Source organism: Pyrinomonas sp. (genome assembly GCF_040289685.1).
Taxonomy (GTDB): domain Bacteria; phylum Acidobacteriota; class Blastocatellia; order Pyrinomonadales; family Pyrinomonadaceae; genus Pyrinomonas.
Genome location: NZ_PSLQ01000069.1, coordinates 1 through 18,783 on the forward strand (window position 1 = coordinate 1; position 18,783 = coordinate 18,783).

Below are 18,783 nucleotides of genomic sequence, written 5' to 3' on the forward strand. Positions count from 1 at the left end.
TTCGGGAGGGGGGCCGGACGGTTGGCGCTGGCACCGTCACCGAAATCCTGGAGTAGCGCCATTTTCAACCCGATCACAAGAGCAAACTGGCTGAGATCTCGCTTCCGTCGAACTTTGGACGAGCGTGCGGAATTTTTCAAATCGTATCGACAAGAGCATGCTTGCTGAGAAACACAACTGAGGAGTTGAAGAGAGGATGCCGCGCGACAACGTCGTTTTGCAATGCACAGAGTGCAAGAGTCGTAACTACGCGACCACGAAGAACAAGAAGACGACCACGGAACGTTTAGAGTTTCGCAAATTCTGCCGTCGATGCCGTCGGCATACGACGCACCGCGAGACCAAATAGCTTTGGCCTTGAGACTCTTGGCGGGTCGAGCAGCAGCGCGCAAATGGCGCTCACAGAGCCGAGCGGCTTTCGGTTCATTGTGGTAAGCGAAGGTTGATCGGTGAAGAGAAGGGGTATGGTGTGAACGGTTAGCACGTCGGTCTCCAAAACCGAAGGTCCGGGTTCGAATCCTGGTACCCCTGCCAACAGATGCACGACGCGGCGAGCAGAAAACGAACTTTGAGGAGATCCGTCGGGTGGCGAAAAAAGATGACCGAATCATAGGCTCGCAGGACGACGCTCAAGTTGAGCCTGTGGAGCCGCCACAACGGGCGAGCGCAACGGAGACGTCCGACATCGCAACGCCGCGCGCGGCGCGGTTCGGCCAAGGGCCAGAAGGTCGCGCCGCGCGGCGCGAACGCGCCTCGACTCGCGAGCCGAACTTCTTCGAGCGCACAGCGCAGTTCATCCGCGATGTGCGCGCCGAGTTGCGCCGAGTGACATGGCCGACGCCTAACGAAGTCAAAAACATCACCATCATCACGCTGATTACGGTGATCTTTTTCGCCATCTACCTTTTTGTGGTGGACCAGCTTTTCACGCTCTTGATCACGCAGTTGGAGCGTTTGGTGAACTGGTTGCTCGGCGGCTGAAGCTTTTTGTGTGGCGCGGTCGGGGACGAGGAATCTATGAAACAGTGGTTTATTCTGCATACCTATTCCGGGCACGAGAAGAAAGTGCGCGAGAGCCTGAAGGCGCGCATTCGCGACATGGGATTGGAAGAGATCGTCCCCGAGGTGATCGTGCCGACGGAGACGGTGGTTGAGATGCGCGGCAATAAACGGGTCGAGTCATCGCGCATGTTCTACCCAGGCTATGTGTTGGTGCAGATCGAGTGCGACGAGCGCGGGCACATCCCTGACAAGGTCTTTCACCTTGTCAAGGCGACGCCCAAGGTGACTGGTTTTGTCGGCGGGCAGCACCCGACGCCGCTCACGCCCGAAGAAGTCGATCAGATCGTCCACCATGTGACGGAGGCGGCGGAGAAGCCGAAGCCGAAGTTCACTTATTCTGTTGGCGAGACGGTGCGCATCAAATCGGGACCGTTCGCCAGTTTTACGGGCAAGGTCGAAGAGGTCAACAAGGAGAAATCGACGCTCAAAGTCATCGTCACCATCTTCGGCCGTTCGACGCCCGTCGAACTGAACTTTTTGGATGTCGAGAAAGTGACGTTCACGGAAGACGAGTAAACGCTCTTCAGACGAGAAGCCTATGGCTAAAAAGGTCATCGCACAAATCAAATTGCAGGTTCCAGCAGGCAAGGCCAATCCGGCCCCGCCCATTGGGCCGGCGCTCGGTCAGCATGGCGTCAACATCATGGAGTTCTGCAAAGCGTTCAACGCGCGCACGGCCAATATGGATCCGGACATGAAGATCCCGGTGGTGATCACCGTGTACGCGGACCGCTCCTTTACGTTCGAGACCAAGACGCCACCCGTCGCCGACCTGTTGAAGAAGGCGGCTGGCATTCAGAAGGGGTCGGGCAAGCCGAACCGCGAGAAGGTGGGCAAGATCACGCGCGCGCAGCTTGAGGAGATCGCGCGTTTGAAACTTCCCGATTTGAACACGACCAACCTGGAAAGCGCCATTCGCACCGTCGAAGGGACGGCGAAGAACATGGGATTGGTCATCGAAAGTTGACGCAAGAGGCGCTTTCCCGCTATCCTCATAGGTTTTCGGGGAAAGATCGAAAAGCGCAAAGGTTTTCCATCCAGAGGGAGGATGAATTCTTCCGTTTGGACCTCGGAGGAAGAAGATGGCAAAGCATGGCAAAAAGTATCGTGCCGCGCTCGCAAAAGTAGATCGCAACCGCAAATACAGCCTCGAAGAAGGTCTCGCCAAGATCAAGGAGATATCCTTCGCTCGGTTCGATGAGACGGTTGAGCTGACCGTTTGGCTCGGCGTCGATCCGCGCAAGGCCGATCAGCTCGTTCGCGGAACCGTGGTTCTTCCGCATGGCCTCGGCAAGACCAAAAGGGTGCTCGTCATCACGCAGGGCGAGAAGATCAAGGAGGCTGAGGAGGCCGGAGCCGATTACGTTGGCGGCGAGGAGATGGTCGAACGCATCAAAAGCGGATGGCTCGACTTCGACGCCGTGATCGCCACGCCCGACGTGATGCGCATGGTCGGGCAGTTGGGCAAGATCTTGGGACCGCGTGGGTTGATGCCAAATCCGAAGACCGGCACCGTGACGTTCGACGTGCGGACAGCGGTGCAAGAGACCAAGGCCGGCAAGGTCGAGTATCGCGTCGATAAGACCGGCGTTATTCACGTGCCCATTGGCAAGGTCTCGTTCGAGACCGAAAAGCTGCATGAAAATGCGCGCGTGCTCCTCGAAGCGGTGGCGCGCGCCAAACCGGCCGCGGCCAAGGGGCGCTATATGAAGAAGGTCTGGTTGTCGGCGACGATGACGCCGAGCGTTGTGGTGGACGAAACGGCATACGCTCGCTGAGACGAGAATCGGGAGAGACGCGGATGAAGACGAGAAAACAGAAACAAAAGGATCTGGAGAGGTTAGCGGAGCAGTTTCGGTCGGCGACCACCGGAATCTTGGTCGGGTTCAACAAGGTCACGGTGGAGAAGGACCAATCTCTTCGGCGGCGTCTGCGCGAGGTGGGAGCCGAGTACCACGTCGTCAAGAACACGCTGGCGCGTTTGGCGGCGGCGGGCACCCCCTTTGAAAAGACCATGGATCACCTGCGGGGCACCACGGCGGTGGCCTTGAGCAAATCCGATCCCGTGGCGCTCTCCAAAGCGGTCTCAAAGTTCCTCAAGGAGAACCCCGAGACCTTCTCGTTCAAGGTCGGCATCGTTGAGGGGCGCGTCGTGGCGCTCAAGGATTTGGAGGAGATCGCCAACCTGCCGTCGCGCGAGCAGTTGATCTCGCAACTGATGTTCCTGCTTAACAGTCAGGCGCAACGGCTCGCCACTGTGCTCTCTGCCGTGCCGCGTAATTTGGCCATCGTCGTCAAGCAGATCGGCGAAAAGAAGGGCGAAGCGGCGGCGTAAAAGTTTTCGAAATCGCCTGTGGACGACAAGAGCGGGGGCGATGTGTCAGGGTCGTCTTTGCTCGGACTTCGATTCGACCGGGATGCAACGGTCGGCGCGTGTCCCGTCCGGGTTTGAACGCGCAAGCGCACTTTATGGGAGCGCTAGCGAACAAAAAAGAGGAGGACGAACGTAAACTCATATGGCCGTAACACGCGAAGAAGTCATCGAGTACTTGAAGAACATGACGCTTCTCGAAGCGTCACAATTGGTCAAAGAGCTGGAGGAGATCTTCGGCGTCTCGGCGGCTGCCGCGGCAGTGGCCGTGCCGGCAGCGGGCGCTGTCGCCGCTGCTGGTGCGCCAGAAGGAGCGGCCCAAGCCGAAGAGAAGACCGAGTTCGATGTGATCTTGCAATCGGCTGGAGCGAACAAGATCAACGTTATCAAGGTCGTTCGTGAGATCACCGCGCTCGGTTTGAAGGAGGCCAAAGACTTGGTCGAGTCGGCGCCTAAGCCGGTCAAAGAGGGCGTTTCAAAGGAAGAGGCTGAAACGATCAAGAAGAAGCTGACCGACGCTGGGGCGACCGTCGAGATCAAGTAGCGGCGTCACGAGGCCGGAAGGATCTGGCTTCACGCTCAGGGAGTGTCTCGGCCCTTCGACCGAGGCTTGACAACCAGGCCGTAGATGGCTAAGGTAGAGAAGCGTTGAGGCGTTGGCGTCACTCCCGTGGCAGTTCTGGATAGAGTTTAACCGCTCGCCAAAGCGGTCGGGGCATGTCTTGTCCCGACCGCGTTTGGCGTCTTTGGAGAGCGGCGAATCGTAACCTCATGATGAGCTGGCGAGATCTTCCGACGGCACAGACAAAATCCTTCGCTCGCCGCGTCGCTGGACGCGAGCGGACCGCACAAACCGCAAACCACGCTTGATCGAAGCTTCATTGAGCCGCTCGACCCCCGGTCGAGGCGCAAAAGTGACGGGATCGAAAGGAAGATGAACATCAACAATCCGCTTCAAATGGAGAACGTCGGTGCGGGACGTCGCACCAGTCAAGCGCCCACACGGCACGACTTTTCCAAGATCAAGACTTCGGTACGCATTCCGAATCTGATCGAGATTCAACGCGAGTCTTACAATCGCTTCATGCAGATGGACCTGCTGCCCGAAGAACGACAGATGACCGGGTTGCAGGCTGTTTTTCGTTCCATTTTCCCCATCTCGGATTTTCGGGGAACCGCCGAACTGGATTTCGTCGCGTATCAAGTTGGCAGTTGGCAGTGCAAGTGCGGGCGGCTTGAAGGGTTGGAGCACTTGCGCGAAAACTGCCGTAATTGCGGGGCGCTGATCAAGGTCGATCCGCTGAATCCGGGCGAGACGCTTTGCCAAAAGTGCGGCACCTTCAACAACGTGCGCCCCAAGCTGTGCGATAACTGCGGCGAGCCGGTCGGCCTCAAGCACAAGCACGAACAGCAAGAGTGTCGCGAACGCGGGATGACCTACAGCGTGCCGCTCAAGGTCAAGATCCGCCTGACCGTTTACGATCAGGATCCGGAGACGGGTGCGCGTTCGATTCGCGACATCAAGGAGGAGGATGTCTTCTTCGGCGAGATTCCGTTGATGACCGACACGGGTACGTTCATCATCAACGGGACCGAGCGGGTCATCGTCAGCCAGTTGCACCGTTCGCCGGGCGTCTTCTATGAGAAAACGCCCGTCTATTTGGCGAAGATCATTCCGTATCGCGGTTCGTGGGTCGAGTTCGAGTACGACCAGAAGAACCTCTTGTACGTGCGTATCGATCGCAAGCGGAAGTTTCTGGCAACGATCTTTTTGCGCGCTCTCGGCTTGTGGCTCGACCCCGGATTCGACCCGCGCACGTTGCGCACCGACGCCGAACTCGAAGAAGCGGTCAAAAAGGCGGAGTTCCCCGATGAGAAGTTGTTGCGCGCCTTCTACACGGTGGATCGCATACGCGTGCGCGATGGGCGGCTCTGGGCGCAGATCCCCGAGCACGGCCCGACCAGCATCGTAGGGATGCGTGCCGATCACGACATCAAAGGGCGCGGCGCTGAGCCGATCGTGCGCAGCGGCAAGAAGATCACTTCGTCGGCCATCGAAGCGTTTCGCAAGAGCAACGTCCGCGAAATCGAGATCGGCGCCGCGCAACTCGAAGGAGCTTTCGCCGTAGCCGACGTGGTTAATCAAGCGACGGGCGAAGTGATCGTTGACGCTAACTCGGAGATCAACGCGGCCAAGTTGCAGGAGATCATCAGAGCCGGCGTCGAAGAGTTCGCCATCTTCTTCCCAGAGCGGGACGAGATCGGTTCGGTGCTTGCGCAAACGCTCAAAAAGGACGTCATCCACAAGCCGGTTGATGCCCTGTTGGAGATCTACCGCAAGATGCGTCCAGGAGATCCGCCGACCGTGCAGACGGCGTTTCGCCTGTTCGAGGGCATGTTCTTCGACGAGCGCAAGTTCGATCTGTCGCGCGTCGGGCGTTTGAAGTTCAACATCAAAATGGGCAAGCCCGAAAACGAGCGCATTGATGATCCGCTGCTGTCGCCGCGGGATTTCATCGAGGTGGTGACTTACCTTCTGAAGATGCGCGCGCGTCCGACCGAATACCAAGCGGACGACATCGACCATTTGGGCAATCGTCGCGTGCGCGCTGTCGGCGAGCTGCTGGAGAACCAGTTCCGCATCGGGTTGGTCCGCATGGAGCGGGCGATCAAGGAAAAGATGTCCATCCAGCAGGACATGCAGACGACCATGCCGCGCGATCTGGTGAACGCCAAGCCGGTCACGGCGGCTGTGCGTGAGTTCTTCGGTTCATCGCAGCTATCGCAGTTCATGGACCAGACGAACCCGCTTTCGGAGATCACGCACAAACGGCGCCTTTCGGCCTTGGGACCGGGCGGGTTGTCGCGCGAGCGGGCCGGATTCGAGGTGCGCGACGTACACCCGACCCACTATGGGCGCATCTGCCCGATCGAGACGCCGGAAGGGCCGAACATCGGTCTGATCTCGTCGCTCTCCTGCTTTGCGCGCATCAACGAATACGGGTTCATCGAAGCGCCTTATCGCAAAGTGATCGATGGGCGCGTCGTCGAGTACGTGCGCATCACTAACGGCGGCGACACGAAGTACAAGCCCGGCGATCACGTGCCGCAAGAGGAGGTGGATAAGGCGAACAAGAAGGTCGGCCCAGAAGGGCGCAAAGCCGAATATGAGCCCTATCCTTTCTACCTGACGGCGTGGGAGGAAGACAAGTACGTCATCGGTCAGGCCAACATCGAGCTTGACGAAAAAGGTTACATCATCAACGAACGCAACGCGGCGCGACGCGCCGGCGAATTCATCCTCGCGCGTCGTGAAGAGATTCAGTTCATCGACGTCAGCCCGAAGCAGCTCGTCTCAGTTGCGGCGAGCTTGATTCCGTTCCTCGAAAACGACGACGCCAACCGCGCGCTCATGGGATCGAACATGCAACGGCAGGCCGTGCCGTTGCTGCGGGCTGAGGCGCCGTACATCGGTACGGGGATGGAACAGGTGACGGCGCGCGACTCCGGCGCCGTGGTCGTTGCCCGCCGCGACGGCGTGGTCGATTACGTCGATTCGGAGCGCATCATCGTGCGCGCCGATCACAATGTCGATGGGACGATCTCGCGCGAAGTGACGGCGGACATCTATCGGTTGACGAAGTTCCGCCGTTCAAACCAGAACACCTGCATCAACCAAAGGCCGATCGTTCATGTCGGTGAACGCATCGCCAAAGGGCAGGTGATCGCTGATGGGCCGTGTACCGACCGTGGCGAACTCGCGCTCGGCCGCAACGTGCTCGTCGCTTTCATGCCGTGGCGCGGCTATAACTTTGAGGACGCCATTCTCGTTTCGGAGCGGTTGGTCAAAGACGATTACTACACCTCGATTCACATCGAGGAGCTGGAGATCGAAGCGCGCGACACTAAGCTCGGCCCCGAGGAGATCACGCGCGACATCCCGAACGTCAGCGAGAGCGTGTTGCGCGATCTGGATGAGTCGGGGATCATCCGTATCGGCGCTTACGTCAAGCCGGATTCCTATTTGGTCGGCAAAGTGACGCCCAAAGGGGAATCGCAATTGACGGCGGAAGAGAAGCTGTTGCGCGCCATCTTCGGTGAGAAGGCGAGCGACGTCAAGGACGCGAGCTTGAAGTGTCCGCCGGGCATCGAGGGCACGGTCGTTGACGTGCAGGTCTTCACGCGCAAGGGGCAAGAACTGGACAAACGTTCGCTGGCGATTCAAGCCGAGCAAGAAGCGCGACTGCGGCGCGACCTCGAAGACGAAATCCGCATCTTGCGCGAGCAGCGCGACGAACGCATCTACGAACTCTTCGAGGGACGCAAACTCGCCGCCGATCTGATCGTCGATCGCGAGGTGCGCATCCCGAAGGGCGTCACCATCACGCGCGAGATGCTTCAAGGGCTGGAACCTAAGCACCTGCGTAAGGCGCAGCTAGCGGGCGGGCGCATCGACGTCGCCAAGGAGATCAAGGAGTACGAAGAGCGGACCGAGCGCCAGATCGGGATCCTCGAGGACATATACGAGGAGAAGATGGCCAAATTGAAGCAGGGCGATGAGCTTGCGCCAGGCGTCATCAAGATGGTCAAGGTCTACATCGCGATGAAGCGCAAGCTGTCAGTCGGCGACAAAATGGCCGGGCGTCACGGGAACAAGGGGGTGATCGCGCGCATTCTGCCGGTCGAGGATATGCCCTACCTGCCAGACGGGACGCCGGTAGATATCGTCCTGAATCCGCTCGGCGTGCCGAGCCGCATGAACGTCGGTCAGATACTCGAGACGCACTTGGGCTGGGCTGCGCGCGTGCTCGGACTGCACTTTGCGACGCCGGTCTTCGACGGCGCGACTGAAGCCGAGATCAAACAGAAGCTACGTGAAGCGGGTGCGCGCTTGCGCGCACTCGGTCTGCCCGAGATGGTCGATTTGACGGGCAAAACGGTGCTCTACGATGGGCTGACGGGCGAACCCTTTGAACAGAAGGTGACCGTCGGTTACATCTACATGTTGAAGCTCTCGCACCTTGTGGACGACAAGATCCACGCCCGCTCGATCGGACCGTACAGCTTGATCACGCAACAGCCGTTGGGCGGCAAGGCACAGTTCGGTGGGCAGCGCTTCGGCGAGATGGAGGTATGGGCGCTCGAAGCATACGGCGCGGCGCACATCCTTCAGGAGTTGCTGACGGCGAAATCCGATGACGTCGCTGGGCGCTCGAAGATCTACGAGGCGATCGTCAAGGGCGAAGCCGATTACACACCGGGCGTGCCCGAGTCGTTCAACGTCCTCGTGCGCGAGCTGCAGTCGCTTTGTCTCGATGTCGAGCTGATCAAAAAAGACGACGAGCAGCTCGCCGACAGCGACAGCACGGGACGCCCCGTCGTCACCAGCGGGAGCATCGATTGATCGAGCCGCAACAAAAGGCGGCGCATCCGCAAGGCGAACAACCCTGAGACCGTTACCTAGGGAGAGATGAACGTGTTCAAGTTTCAGCAAGAGAAGACGCAACTCGGACCGGACTTCGACGCCATTCGCATCAGCCTCGCTTCGCCGGAGAAGATCCGCCAGTGGTCGCACGGCGAGGTGACCAAACCGGAGACGATCAACTACCGCACGTTCAAACCGGAACGCGATGGCCTCTTCTGCGCGCGCATCTTCGGGCCGGTGACCGATTGGGAGTGCTTGTGCGGCAAGTACAAGCGGATGAAGCACCGGGGCGTTATCTGCGACAAGTGCGGCGTTGAGGTGACGCAGGCCAAGGTGCGCCGCGAGCGGCTGGGCCACATCGAACTCGCCAGCCCGTGTTCGCACGTCTGGTTCTTCAAGGGCTTGCCGAGCCGCATCGGCCACTTGCTCGACCTTTCGATGCGCGACCTCGAAAAGGTCCTCTATTTCGAGTCTTACATCGTCATCGAGCCGGGCGATGCCCCGGTCAAAGAGCGCGAGCTGCTGACCGAAGAGCGCTATCGCGAGCTCGTGCGCGAACACCCGGGCAAGTTCACGGCCAAGATGGGCGCCGAAGCGATCAAGGATTTGCTCGCGCGCGTCGACTTGGAAGCGCTGGCTGGGGACCTGCGCAGGAAGATGAAGGAGGAGCAATCGCAGCAGAAGAAGCTCAAGTACTCCAAACGGCTCAAGGTCGTGATGTCCTTTTTGAAGTCGGGGAATCGTCCTGAGTGGATGATCCTCGATGTGATCCCGGTTTTGCCGCCCGAGCTTCGCCCGCTGGTGCCGCTCGATGGCGGGCGCTTTGCCACGTCCGACCTCAACGATCTTTATCGGCGCGTAATCAATCGCAATAACCGTTTGAAGAAGCTGATGGAGTTGCGCGCGCCCGAAGTGATCGTGCGCAACGAGAAGCGGATGTTGCAGGAAGCGGTCGACGCTTTGTTCGATAACGGTCGGCGCGGGCGCGTGTTGCGCGGCGTCAACAACCGTCCGCTCAAGTCGCTGAGCGACACGCTCAAGGGTAAACAGGGGCGTTTTCGCCAGAACCTTTTGGGCAAGCGCGTTGATTATTCAGGTCGGTCGGTGATCGTCGTCGGTCCGGAGTTGAAGCTGCACCAGTGCGGCTTGCCGAAGAAGATGGCGCTCGAGCTGTTCAAGCCGTTCATCTACAACCAGCTCGAAAAGCAGGGCTATGCGGCGACGATCAAGCAGGCGCGCGAGATGGTCGATCGGCAAGAGCCGATTGTTTGGGACATCCTCGAAGAGGTGATCCGCGAGCATCCCGTGCTGTTGAACCGCGCGCCGACGCTCCATCGCCTCGGCATTCAAGCGTTCGAGCCGGTGCTGGTCGAGGGCAAGGCGATCAAGATCCATCCGTTAGTCTGCACGGCGTTCAACGCCGATTTCGACGGCGACCAGATGGCCGTCCACATTCCGCTCAGCCCCGAAGCGCAGATCGAGGCTTCGGTCCTGATGTTGTCATCGAACAACATCCTGAGCCCGGCCAATGGCCAGCCGATCGCCGTGCCGTCGCAGGACATCGTCTTAGGTTGTTACTACCTGACGCGCGAAAAGCCGGGCGCTCCCGGCGAAGGGCGCGTCTTCGCCTCAGCCGAGGAGGCGTTGCTAGCGCTCGACGCCGGATTGGTGACGACGCAAACGCCGATCAAATTGCGTTACGTCGGCGATCTGATCGATCTAACGCAGGAGCGCGATCCGCAAGATGTGATGCGCGCCACCGTGCAGAAGAACGTGCGGCGCGTAATCGACACCACCGTCGGGCGCGTCATCTTCAACGATCAAATTCCGCCGGGATTGCCGTTTATCAACGGCACGCTCAAGAAGAAAGGCTTGCAGTCGTTGGTCAACTATTGCCACTTGCGGCTCGGCCATCAGACCACCGTCAAGATGCTCGACGATCTAAAGACGCTCGGTTTCCTCTACGCGACCAAGGCTGGCGTTTCGATCAGCGTCGATGATCTGGTGACGCCCGAGGCCAAGGAAGAGATCGTCAAGCGGGCCGAGCAAGAGGTGATCGAGGTTGAGAAGCAATGGCGCGACGGCGTGATCACCAATGGTGAGCGTTACAACAAGGTGATCGCCATCTGGTCGGAAGCGACCGACAAGGTGGCTAAAGAGATGTTCCGCGCAATGGAAGAGCGCGAACGAGCTACGGGCGAACTCAACCCGATCTTGATCATGACCGATTCGGGCGCGCGCGGCACGGCGCAACAGATCCGTCAGCTCGCCGGCATGCGTGGATTGATGGCCAAACCCGATGGCTCGATCATTGAAACGCCGATTCGCTCGAACTTCCGCGAGGGGTTGAACGTCTTGCAGTACTTCATCTCGACGCACGGCGCGCGCAAGGGGCTGGCCGATACGGCGTTGAAGACCGCCGACTCGGGCTACCTGACGCGCCGTTTGGTCGATGTCGCACAAGACGTCATCGTGTCGGAAGAGGATTGCGGCACGCTCAAGGGCATCTGGGCGACAGCGATCGTCGAAGGTGGCGAGGAGATCGAATCGTTGCGCGATCGCATCATCGGGCGCGTCGCGCTCGATGACGTGATCGATCCGGTGGAGGGAACCGTGATCGTCAAAGCCAACGAGGAGATCAACGAGGATCTCGCCGCCGAAATCCAGCGCAGCGGCGTGCAGCGTGTGCGCATCCGCTCGGTATTGACGTGCGAATCGCGCCGCGGCGTGTGCGCCAAATGCTACGGGCGCAACCTCGCCACGGGTAGACCCGTTGACATCGGCGAAGCGGTGGGCGTCATCGCTGCGCAATCGATCGGCGAGCCGGGCACGCAGCTCACCATGCGCACGTTCCACATCGGCGGCACGGCCCGTCTGGAAGAGTCTTCCAAACACGAAGCGCGCATGGACGGCACGATCCGTTACATCGATCTGCAGACAGCCAAGAACCGACGCGGCGAGCGAATCGCCATGAACCGCAACGGCGCGCTGGCGATCATCGACGATCGTGGGCGCGAAGTGGCCCGCTACCAGATCGTTTACGGGGCGCATCTACACGTCGAGGACGGCGAGCGCGTGCAACAGGACCAGTTGCTTGCGACGTGGGATCCTTACACCTTCGCCATTCTCACGGAGGTCGGCGGTCGCGTCGCCTATCGCGACCTCAAGGAAGGCGTTACAGTCGATGAAGAAGTGGACGAGGTGACGGGGCAAGTCCGTCTCGTCGTCAAAGACTCGCCCGACGAGAAACGTCAACCGCGCCTTGAGATCCGCGACGGCAACAAGGTTTTGAAGACTTACCAGATGCCAGTGCGCGCCAATCTCATGGTGCGCGATGGAGACGAGGTCGAGCCGGGCGACGTCATCGCCAAGATTCCGCGTGAGACGACCAAGACCAAAGATATCACGGGCGGTCTGCCGCGCGTGGTCGAACTATTCGAGGCGCGCAAGCCGCGCGAAACGGCGGTGATGAGCGAGATCGATGGCACCGTGCGGCTCGGTCCCGTCGTCAAAGGCAAGCGCAAGGTGATCATCGTCGGTGACGACGGCGAGGAGCGCGAGTACGACATCCCGCGCGGCGTGCACATCAACGTGCAAGATGGCGATCGCGTGCGCGCTGGCGAGCCTTTGATGGACGGTCCGCTGAACCCGCACGACATCTTGCGCGTGCTCGGCATGAGCCGGTTGCAAGAATACTTGGTCAACGAGATCCAAGAGGTCTACAGGCTGCAAGGCGTCAACATCAACGACAAGCACATCGAAGTGATCGTGCGGCAGATGTTGCGTTGGGTGCGCGTCAAAGAAGTGGGCGACACCGACTTCCTCGTCGATGAACAGGTGGACCGCTTCCGCTTCGAGGACGAAAACGCTCGCATCAAGGCGCAAGGCGGTGAACCGGCCAAAGCGGAACCTTTGCTTCTCGGCATCACAAAAGCATCGCTTTCGACCGATTCGTTCATCTCGGCGGCTTCGTTCCAAGAGACGACGCGCGTTCTGACCGAAGCCGCCGTGTCAGGGCGAATCGACTACCTGCGCGGTCTCAAGGAGAACGTCATCATGGGACGTTTGATCCCGGCAGGGACAGGAATGAAGCACTATCGTAACTTCCGCCTCGAAAAGGAGGAGACGATCGAGGAGGCTGTCGAAAGCGTGGCCAGCGAGATTCCGTTGACCGAAGAGCAGAAGGGGGAAAAGGTCGGCGGAGACTGAAAGCGACGCAACGCATCTTCCGGAAGGCGGGATGAAGCTTTGGAAAAAGGCCATCCCGCCTTGATTTTTATTCCGTCGGTTTTGGAGCGCGAAAGGCGCTCAAAGTGGGTTCCGCCTCCAGCCGAAAACGCGCCTTCTCGCCCGCTTGAAGCGCCCTGATTGGTTTGGTTGCGAGAGGTCAAATCGCGCGCGTCTTCTCGGGTTTCTTACCATCTTCTCGCTTGAGTTTCTCCATTTCATCGCGCGCTTGATCCGAGGTCGAGCGAATGCCGGCGACGCGCAAGCGAAACTCGTCCGGGTTGCTCGCGCCGCGCAACGCTTCTTCCAGCGTGATCAAGCCCGATTGGTAGAGGTTGAAGAGCGACTGGTCGAAGGTCTGCATGCCGTACTGCGAGGTGCCAGCGGCGATGGCATCGCGAATGAGCGGCGTCTTCTCTTCGTTGGCGATGTAGTCGCGAATAAGCGCCGTCGAAACCATCACCTCAACCGCTGGAACGCGCCCGTTGCCGCGTGCTGCGCGTACGAGCCGCATGGAGATGACGGCTTTCAGTATGCCAGCTAGTTGAATGCGGACGCTTTTCTGCTGGTGCGGTGGGAAGACCGAGACGATGCGCGTGATTGTTTCGGTGGCGTCGAGCGTGTGGAGCGTTGAAAGCACGAGATGGCCGGTCTCAGCAGCCATCAACGCGGTCTGAACGGTCTCGAAGTCGCGCATTTCGCCGACCAAAATGACGTCCGGGTCTTGGCGCAACGCGCCGCGCAACGCTTCGGCAAACGAGCGCGTATCGACATCGATCTCGCGTTGCGTGACGAAAGAGCGTTTATCGCGGTGCAAGAATTCGATTGGATCCTCGATGGTGACGATGTGACCGCTGCGCGTCGAATTAATGTGATCGATCATGGCCGCGAGCGTGGTTGATTTGCCGGAGCCGGTAGTGCCAGTCACAAGTATCAAGCCGCGTCTTTCGTCAGCGATCCGTTCGATGACGGGCGGCAAGCTCAGTTCGCTGATGGAGCGGACGTGGTCGGGAATGACGCGCAGGACCATGCTGACGGAACCGCGTTGCTGAAAGATGTTGGCGCGAAAGCGGCCCAGCCCAGATACCCCATAAGCGATGTCCACCTCAGAGAACTCTTTGAAGCGTTGTTTCTGTCGATTGGACATCATGGCAAAGGCTATGTCCAGCGTGTCGTCTTTGGATAGACGCGGCGCGTCGACCAGCGGTTTGAGTTCGCCGCCGACGCGAATGAACGGCTGTGCTCCCGCCTTGATATGCAGATCGGAAGCGCCATAGCCGACCGCAATGCGCAGCAGATCATCTATTTTGATGCTCATGGCGAATGCTCAACGACCATCAGAAGGTAGCTGACCGAGATTCAAGGTGAGGATTTTAGATTGAACCAAAGCAGCGCCGGGGCAGGCACCTTGTGTCATTCTATTCCTGTCGTGTGATCGTAGTCAATGCGCTTTTTCGCGCGGCTGGAGGCGATCAACGCTATGCCCTCTCGCCCGTGCCTAAGCGCGACAAGAACAACCTGCAACCGCGAATCGGATTCAACTGGAATCCGCGTTTGAATGACGGCGGCGTGCTCGGCCTCTTCACGGGCGGAGACAAGCTCGTGGTGCGTGGCGGATACGCACGCACCAACGATTATGCGTTCATCAACATCGCTTTGAACGTCGCCAGCTCCTTCCCCTTCGTCGCTGCGATCAACCTTTCGCCGACGCCCGACGCCGGAGGCATCACCAATGCTTTCACGCGACTGCCTACGGTGCAACCGTCGGGGTTGAACCCGCTGCTTTTAACGCGCACGATCGTGGCGGACGATTTTCGCTCGCCCATCGCCGAGCAGTTCAGCCTCGAGGTGCAACGCGAGTTGACGCGCGATGCCGTCCTTCGCGTCGGGTACATCGGCACCAAAGGGACGGCGCTTTATCAAACCATCGACGGCAATCCGCGTTTGCCTTTTTCTACGACGCGCGTTGATCCAACGCGCGGAGTCATCCGATTGCGTGCCAATGCCGCGTCTTCCATCTACCACTCGATGCAGATCAGCTTCGATAAGCGTTTGAGTCGCGGTTTCAGCGGCGGCGCGCGCTACACTTGGAGCGCCTTCATTGACGATGCTTCCGAGATCTTCAATCCGTCGAGCGGCGAGGTAGCCGTCGCGCAAGACTCCTTCAACCGGCGCGCTGATCGGGCGCGGTCAAGCTACGATCGGCCCCATCGTTTCACTGGCAACTTCGTTTACGAACTCCCTTTCTTCCGCCAGCAGAAAGGCTTCGCCGGCCATCTGCTCGGTGGATGGCAAGTCAACGCCTTCTTTACTTTCCAAAGCGGCGCGCCGTTTACCGTCTTGAACGGCGCTGATCCGACTGGAGCGCTGAGCGGCATCGATGCGTTGGTCGGCAATGCGATCCGCCCGAATCTCAACACCAGCCTCGATCTGTCCTCGATGTCGGTCGAAGAGATCATCAGGGCGGGGGGCGCGGCCCTCTTCCGGCGGCTCGGCCCTAATGAGCGCGTCGGCAACGTTGGGCGTAATACTTTGCGTGCCGACGGCATTGGGAACGTGGATTTCGGTATCTTCAAAAATACGCGCATCCGCGAGAACCAGAGGTTGCAGTTCCGCGCCGAGATGTACAATCTGACCAATACGCGCAACTTCGGTATCCCCGACGGGCGCGTCAATTCGGCCAACTTCCTCAATCAATGGGGCACGGATGGCGGAAATCGCCGTATCGTGCTCGGCCTCAGATACGTCTTTTGAAGCGCTTTCTAGCGAAAGGTTCAAAGGGCGCTAGACTTCGATCTAGCGCCCTTTCCCTTTGGATAGCAGCGATTGGCGAGGTCGGGTTTGAACGCGAAGCGTGCGCGACGAGAAAGCTCCGCGAAGCGGAAGTCAAACGAAACTCAAGGCCGACGATAGTCCGCTGCTGACCTCCGAAGTGGCGGGAGCGCAACGAAGCTTGAGGTCAATGGCGTAATCAGCCACCAAGCTGCCGGAGAAGCAAGAGGCCGAACAGCCTCGGTGCGACGCGAGGTCAATGGTAATCGGCCACCGGTTCTTTCGCCTCCGCCTCTTCGTCCAAGCTTTTGTCCGTAGAGCTGCGACGAGAGCCGACGTAGGTCAGCCAGTTGCCAGGAGCAGCACGCTGCCCCGAGGTGATCTCGAAGAAAGTTTGTTGGATGCGCGCCGTAATGGGACCGCGTTTGCCTGCGCCGATCTGTATGCGGTCCACCGAGCGGATGGGCGTCACTTCCGCCGCCGTGCCCGTAAAGAAGAGTTCGTCGGCTAGATAGAGCGCGGCGCGCTGGATTTCGGCCTCTTCAACCGCGATGCCGAGTTCGCGGCAAATTTGAATGACGCTGTCGCGCGTAATGCCCGGCAGGATCGAAGACGAAAGCGGCGGCGTGATGACTCGTCCGCCTTGCACGAGGAAGATGTTTTCGCCAGACCCTTCCGAGACGTACCCGCGCTCATCGAGCGCGATGCCTTCAGCGAAACCATTGACCAGCGCCTCCATTTTGATCAGTTGCGAATTCATGTAGTTGGCGCCGGCTTTAGCGAGCGCCGGGAGCGAATTGGGTGTCAGTCGATTCCACGATGAAACGCAAACATCGACGCCGCGTTCGAGCGCTTCATCGCCCAAGTATTTGCCCCAATCCCACGCGCCGATGTAGCACGACAACGGGTTTGGAAAAGGATTGACGCCGAAGGCCGGGTGTTCTTCATCGAGGCTGCGAAAGATGATCGGGCGAAGATAACACTGGTCCAGTCCGCTGCGCGCGACGAGCTCGACGCAGGCATCAGAGAGTTCATCGAGCGTCCATTCGTGTTCCATACGGTAGATCTTCGCCGAGTTGAGCAAGCGTTGAATGTGCTCGCGCAAGCGAAAGATGGCCGGGCCGCGGTCGGTCTTGTAACAGCGGATGCCCTCGAAGACGCTTGAACCATAATGCACGACGTGCGACATGACGTGAATGCGCGCTTCCTTCCACGGGATGAAGCGCCCATTATGCCAAACCTCCGGCGCGATGCGCGGAGTCCTCACATCTTTCTTCTTTTGCGCGTCATTCGAGAACATCAGATCGTTCCTCTCCTTATTTCGTTTAGGTTGATTCGGGCTGCAAGACGCTGAAAACTTCTTCTGCACGGTATCAGCATTGAAGTTTTTGACTTGTCACGATACCGTAAGTGGCGCACGCTTGGCAAGCTGGATCGGCATCGAACGAATTTATGCACCGATTCAAGAAATTTTCATTGCTGCGATATGGCGCGATGGCGCTCTGCGCGTTATCTTTGCCTTCGATCGTCGGTTGTCGAAAGCAAGAACCATCGTCCGACATGGCTGAGTTGCGGCAGACCGAGTTCGATGTTCGCGCGGAGCATTTTGCCGCGATCGTGATCGACATGCACGCCGACACGGCGCAGCGCCTTCTCGACGAGGGCATCGATCTAGAGACGCGCTTGCCAAACGGTCATCTGGACGGCGTTCGAATGCGCGAGGGGGGACTAGATGCGCAGTTTTTCGCCGTTTGGGTCGAACCGCAGTTCTATGGTGTAGGCGGTAGGCGCGCCGTCGAGCGCGCCGACGCGCAGATCGCTGCCGTGCGCGCCATGGTCGAGCGGCATCCGGATCGGTGGGCGCTTGCCACGGGCGCTGAAGAGATCGAGCGCGCCGCGCGCGAAGGCAAACTCGCTGCGCTCCTTGGGTTGGAAGGCGGCTATGCGATCGACGAAAGATTGGAGAACGTTGAGCGTTACTACCGCATGGGCGTGCGTTACATGTCGCCGACATGGACGGTGAGTTTGAGCTGGGCCGGTTCTTCCGGCGATGCTGCGGGGCGGACGCGCGGGCTGAACGATTTCGGGCGCGCTGTTATCGGCGAGATGAATCGCCTTGGGATGATGGTCGATGTATCGCACGTTTCGGATCGAACTTTTTGGGATATCATCGAAACGTCGCGCGCGCCGGTGATCGCTTCGCATTCGGGCGCGCGGGCTATCGTTGACGTGCCGCGCAATCTCGCGGACGATCAGCTGCGCGCGCTCGCACGTACGGGCGGGGTCTGCGCAGTGATCTTCTATCCAGCGTTCATCGAACCGGGATGGGAGAAGCTGCAAGCTCGCGTTGAAGCCGAGATCGCGCCGCTCGTGCGCGACGAGACGAAGAACTTGCGCGGCAGCCCGTCGCAACGACGCGCGGCCCGCGACCGCGTTCGCGAACGAGAGTTCGCACGCCGCTTGCCACCTGTTTTCGTTTCGCGCGTCGTCGATCACATCGATCACATCGTGCGCGTTGCAGGCATCGACCACGTCGCTTTGGGGTCGGACTTCGATGGCATTCAATCCGTGCCGCAAGGTCTCGCGTCCGTTGCCGATCTGCCAAATCTGACGGCGGAGCTTGCGCGCCGCGGTTACTCGCCAAGCGAGATCCGCAAAATACTCGGCGAAAACGTCTTGCGTGTAATGAGGGAAGTGGAGCGACGCGCCACGCAACTTCAGCAGACGGCAAGATGAACACGACAAGTGTCCGCAAGAACTCGCCCTGCATGGTTGCTGCGTGACTTCGATCCTCGACATCGGTTTTCAGGGCACGGATGTTCATGTGACGTCCTCCCTCAATAAATTGAGGGGCATCCCCAAAGGAATGGACGCGAGAGCACGCGTCGCGCGCGCTTCGGTTCAGCGACGCCGTGCCATCCCAAGT

The 18,783-nt window shown here is 59.5% G+C and carries 13 protein-coding genes and 1 tRNA gene; 12 read left to right on the forward strand and 2 right to left on the reverse strand.

Translation table 11 applies throughout. From position 1 onward, the window contains the following. The first annotated feature begins 196 nt into the window (after positions 1–196). The 10 genes from rpmG to rpoC all read left to right on the forward strand — a co-directional run bounded on the left by rpmG (position 197) and on the right by rpoC (position 13,067). Entirely contained in the window at positions 197–349 is a 153-nt protein-coding gene (gene rpmG / locus C4334_RS12650; protein WP_352432450.1) for a 50S ribosomal protein L33, read from the forward strand. Positions 350–458: 109 nt separating this feature from the next. Beyond that, a tRNA-Trp gene (locus tag C4334_RS12655) sits at positions 459–534 on the forward strand. 51 nt (positions 535–585) lie between these two features. Beyond that, on the forward strand, positions 586–981 hold the full coding sequence (secE, locus tag C4334_RS14820; RefSeq protein WP_502943444.1) for a preprotein translocase subunit SecE: 396 nt from the start codon (positions 586–588) through the stop codon (positions 979–981). Between the two features lie 36 nt (positions 982–1,017). After that, positions 1,018–1,578, forward strand: coding sequence for a transcription termination/antitermination protein NusG (gene nusG / locus C4334_RS12665; protein WP_352432451.1), 561 nt, complete (start codon positions 1,018–1,020; stop codon positions 1,576–1,578). A 22-nt stretch (positions 1,579–1,600) separates the two neighbouring features. Further along, positions 1,601–2,029, forward strand: coding sequence for a 50S ribosomal protein L11 (rplK, locus tag C4334_RS12670; RefSeq protein ID WP_352432452.1), 429 nt, complete (start codon positions 1,601–1,603; stop codon positions 2,027–2,029). Between the two features lie 115 nt (positions 2,030–2,144). Next, a complete protein-coding gene (gene rplA / locus C4334_RS12675; RefSeq protein ID WP_352432453.1) occupies positions 2,145–2,840 on the forward strand; it encodes a 50S ribosomal protein L1 in 696 nt (231 codons plus the stop codon). A 23-nt stretch (positions 2,841–2,863) separates the two neighbouring features. Then, on the forward strand, positions 2,864–3,397 hold the full coding sequence (gene rplJ / locus C4334_RS12680; protein WP_352432454.1) for a 50S ribosomal protein L10: 534 nt from the start codon (positions 2,864–2,866) through the stop codon (positions 3,395–3,397). A 181-nt stretch (positions 3,398–3,578) separates the two neighbouring features. Further along, positions 3,579–3,977 carry a 50S ribosomal protein L7/L12 gene (gene rplL / locus C4334_RS12685; RefSeq protein WP_352432455.1) on the forward strand — a complete coding sequence of 133 codons (399 nt, stop codon included), beginning with the start codon at positions 3,579–3,581 and terminating at the stop codon, positions 3,975–3,977. A gap of 414 nt (positions 3,978–4,391) precedes the next feature. Beyond that, the gene (gene rpoB, locus C4334_RS12690; RefSeq protein WP_352432461.1) at positions 4,392–8,837 is read left to right on the forward strand and encodes a DNA-directed RNA polymerase subunit beta; all 4,446 of its coding nucleotides are present in this window, start codon (positions 4,392–4,394) and stop codon (positions 8,835–8,837) included. Between the two features lie 66 nt (positions 8,838–8,903). Beyond that, positions 8,904–13,067 carry a DNA-directed RNA polymerase subunit beta' gene (gene rpoC, locus C4334_RS12695; RefSeq protein ID WP_352432456.1) on the forward strand — a complete coding sequence of 1,388 codons (4,164 nt, stop codon included), beginning with the start codon at positions 8,904–8,906 and terminating at the stop codon, positions 13,065–13,067. 178 nt (positions 13,068–13,245) lie between these two features. On the opposite strand, the gene C4334_RS12700 is transcribed toward rpoC, so the two are convergent. Further along, positions 13,246–14,397, reverse strand: coding sequence for a type IV pilus twitching motility protein PilT (locus C4334_RS12700; protein ID WP_352432462.1), 1,152 nt, complete (start codon positions 14,395–14,397; stop codon positions 13,246–13,248). 98 nt (positions 14,398–14,495) lie between these two features. Here C4334_RS12700 and C4334_RS12705 point away from each other — a divergent pair, with 98 nt between their 5' ends. Continuing rightward, positions 14,496–15,839, forward strand: coding sequence for an outer membrane beta-barrel protein (locus C4334_RS12705; protein ID WP_352432457.1), 1,344 nt, complete (start codon positions 14,496–14,498; stop codon positions 15,837–15,839). Between the two features lie 274 nt (positions 15,840–16,113). On the opposite strand, the gene C4334_RS12710 is transcribed toward C4334_RS12705, so the two are convergent. Continuing rightward, positions 16,114–17,157: a branched-chain amino acid transaminase gene (locus tag C4334_RS12710; protein ID WP_352432458.1), complete on the reverse strand. Its 1,044-nt coding sequence runs from the start codon at positions 17,155–17,157 to the stop codon at positions 16,114–16,116. 152 nt (positions 17,158–17,309) lie between these two features. Here C4334_RS12710 and C4334_RS12715 point away from each other — a divergent pair, with 152 nt between their 5' ends. Continuing rightward, entirely contained in the window at positions 17,310–18,593 is a 1,284-nt protein-coding gene (locus C4334_RS12715) for a dipeptidase (RefSeq protein WP_352432459.1), read from the forward strand. Positions 18,594–18,783: the final 190 nt, after the last annotated feature.

Excerpts from the sequence above, each read along its gene's own strand:
- rplK (WP_352432452.1), top strand. The coding sequence starts at position 1,601 with ATGGCTAAAAAGGTCATCGCACAAATCAAATTGCAGGTTCCAGCAGGC.
- C4334_RS12715 (WP_352432459.1), top strand. The coding sequence starts at position 17,310 with ATGCACCGATTCAAGAAATTTTCATTGCTGCGATATGGCGCGATGGCG.
- rplA (WP_352432453.1), top strand. The coding sequence starts at position 2,145 with ATGGCAAAGCATGGCAAAAAGTATCGTGCCGCGCTCGCAAAAGTAGAT.
- C4334_RS12710 (WP_352432458.1), bottom strand. The coding sequence starts at position 17,157 with ATGTTCTCGAATGACGCGCAAAAGAAGAAAGATGTGAGGACTCCGCGC.
- nusG (WP_352432451.1), top strand. The coding sequence starts at position 1,018 with ATGAAACAGTGGTTTATTCTGCATACCTATTCCGGGCACGAGAAGAAA.
- rpoB (WP_352432461.1), top strand. The coding sequence starts at position 4,392 with ATGGAGAACGTCGGTGCGGGACGTCGCACCAGTCAAGCGCCCACACGG.
- rplL (WP_352432455.1), top strand. The coding sequence starts at position 3,579 with ATGGCCGTAACACGCGAAGAAGTCATCGAGTACTTGAAGAACATGACG.
- rpmG (WP_352432450.1), top strand. The coding sequence starts at position 197 with ATGCCGCGCGACAACGTCGTTTTGCAATGCACAGAGTGCAAGAGTCGT.
- rplJ (WP_352432454.1), top strand. The coding sequence starts at position 2,864 with ATGAAGACGAGAAAACAGAAACAAAAGGATCTGGAGAGGTTAGCGGAG.
- rpoC (WP_352432456.1), top strand. The coding sequence starts at position 8,904 with ATGAACGTGTTCAAGTTTCAGCAAGAGAAGACGCAACTCGGACCGGAC.